At 38.8% G+C, this 1,932-nt stretch carries 1 protein-coding gene and 1 pseudogene; both read left to right on the top strand.

What is annotated here, in order from left to right:
* Positions 1-97: pseudogene (locus tag VXP95_RS15410) on the top strand (IS5/IS1182 family transposase); the annotation flags it as partial.
* 83 nt (positions 98-180) lie between these two features.
* Complete coding sequence (locus VXP95_RS15405; protein ID WP_004695721.1) at positions 181-1,638, top strand: DASS family sodium-coupled anion symporter; 1,458 nt, start codon at positions 181-183, stop codon at positions 1,636-1,638.
* Positions 1,639-1,932: the final 294 nt, after the last annotated feature.

Raw genomic sequence — 1,932 nt, 5'->3', positions numbered from 1 at the left:
ACATTTTCAAAGTCAGGTCAATGAAATTCATGCGCGTGTGGCAGTTCTGAATAGATTTACGGAATTAGGTAGACCTCGCACCCAAGTTGTGTCTTAAATTTGAATGGATTGGGGAGAACTCAGCTTTTGAATGTTTATGCAACAAAGCCCATAATAACTATATTTTTGGAGTACGATTCAATGGGATTCAAACTCATACCAACCATAATTTCAGTATCACTTACCCTTATTATTTGGTTTCTCATTCCAATTCCGCAAGATGTTTCTGCAAATGCTTGGCTTCTATTTGCGATGTTTATTGGTGTTATTTCAGCCATTATTGGTAAAGCAATGCCTATTGGTGCAATTTCGATTATCGCGATAGCACTGGTCGCGATTACCCGAGTAACAGCAGATAACCCTAGCGATGCCATCAAAGATGCTTTAAGTGGCTTTGCTAACCCTCTTATTTGGTTGATTGGTATATCCATCATGATTTCAAAAGGGTTACAAAAAACAGGGCTAGGTGCACGACTAGGTTATTACTTTATTGCAGTTTGGGGTAAAAGAACCATTGGTATTGGCTATAGCCTTGCATTATCTGAACTCATTCTTGCACCTGTTACCCCAAGTAATACAGCACGTGGAGGCGGAATTATTCACCCTATCGTGCGCTCGATTGCAACGAGTTTTGACTCAGATCCAGAAAAAGGCACTGAAGGTAAAATTGGTAAATATCTTGCTTTGGTCAATTACCATTCAAATCCTATTACTTCTGCCATGTTTATTACGGCTACTGCACCCAACCCTTTAGTCGTTGAACTCATTGCGAAAGCGACCAATAGTCAAATCCATTTGAGTTGGACCACATGGGCATTAGCAATGGTTTTACCAGGTGTTGTTGCATTAGCATTTATGCCGATTGCGCTTTACTTTATGTACCCACCTGAAATTAAAAAAACACCAAATGCTGCACAATTTGCCAAAGACCGTTTACAAGAAATGGGTCCCATTACCTTACATGAAATGATTATGTTGGCTGTATTTGGAATTTTATTATTACTCTGGGCAGGTATTCCTGCCATGTTGTTGGGTGATATGTGGACTTTAGACCCAACTACAACCGCGTTTATTGGTTTATCACTCCTTCTGCTTACAGGAGTTTTAACTTGGGATGATGTCTTAACTCAAAAGAGTGCATGGGATACAGTAACTTGGTTTGCTGCATTGGTCATGATGGCGACCTTTTTAAATAAGCTCGGCTTAATCGCTTGGTTTTCTGGTGTTTTACAAACTAGCATTGGACAGCTTGGCTTAACGTGGGTTCCTGCTTCCATGCTTTTACTATTTGCTTATATGTACGCTCACTATATTTTTGCCAGTACTACTGCACATATTACCGCTATGTTTTCAGCATTCTACATTGCAGGTATCGCACTAGGTGCTCCTCCAATGTTCTTTGCACTGATTATGGCAGCAGCATCAAGCATTATGATGACGCTGACTCATTATGCGACAGGTACATCCCCTATTATTTATGGTTCAGGTTATACAACGCTTGGTGAATGGTGGAAAGCTGGTTTTGCTATGAGCATTATCAATATAGCTATTTTTATTGTATTGGGCGGACTTTGGTGGAAGATGCTGGGCTATTGGTAATTTAATATCTATAACAAAATTAAAATTTTATAAGTATAGTTATATCTATACAACCTGCCCCCTGAATAAGGGGGCTTTTTAATATCTGTCCATTACAGAAACTTCGTTATAATTTTACTCACTGAATAAAAATATATTTGATTAATTAGACTCGATGTCATAGACCCAATTATGCGCTTGCTTATCTGTTGTTGTTTCACAGACATAGTAGTCATGAGGCACTGTTGCAAATAGGCTGACATGATAAGCTAAATATCTTATTTATTTCGAGATACAGCAGATGAATCCCTTCCA

It is taken from the genome of Acinetobacter sp. 226, assembly GCF_048147925.1.
In the GTDB taxonomy this organism is placed as follows: Bacteria; Pseudomonadota; Gammaproteobacteria; order Pseudomonadales; family Moraxellaceae; genus Acinetobacter; species Acinetobacter pecorum.
The sequence above is the reverse complement of the archived record's forward strand: the minus strand, read 5'-3'. Positions and strand labels throughout refer to the sequence as shown.

Bases quoted from the DNA above. Each gene is read 5' to 3' on its own strand.
- VXP95_RS15405 (WP_004695721.1), top strand. From the start codon at position 181: ATGGGATTCAAACTCATACCAACCATAATTTCAGTATCACTTACCCTT.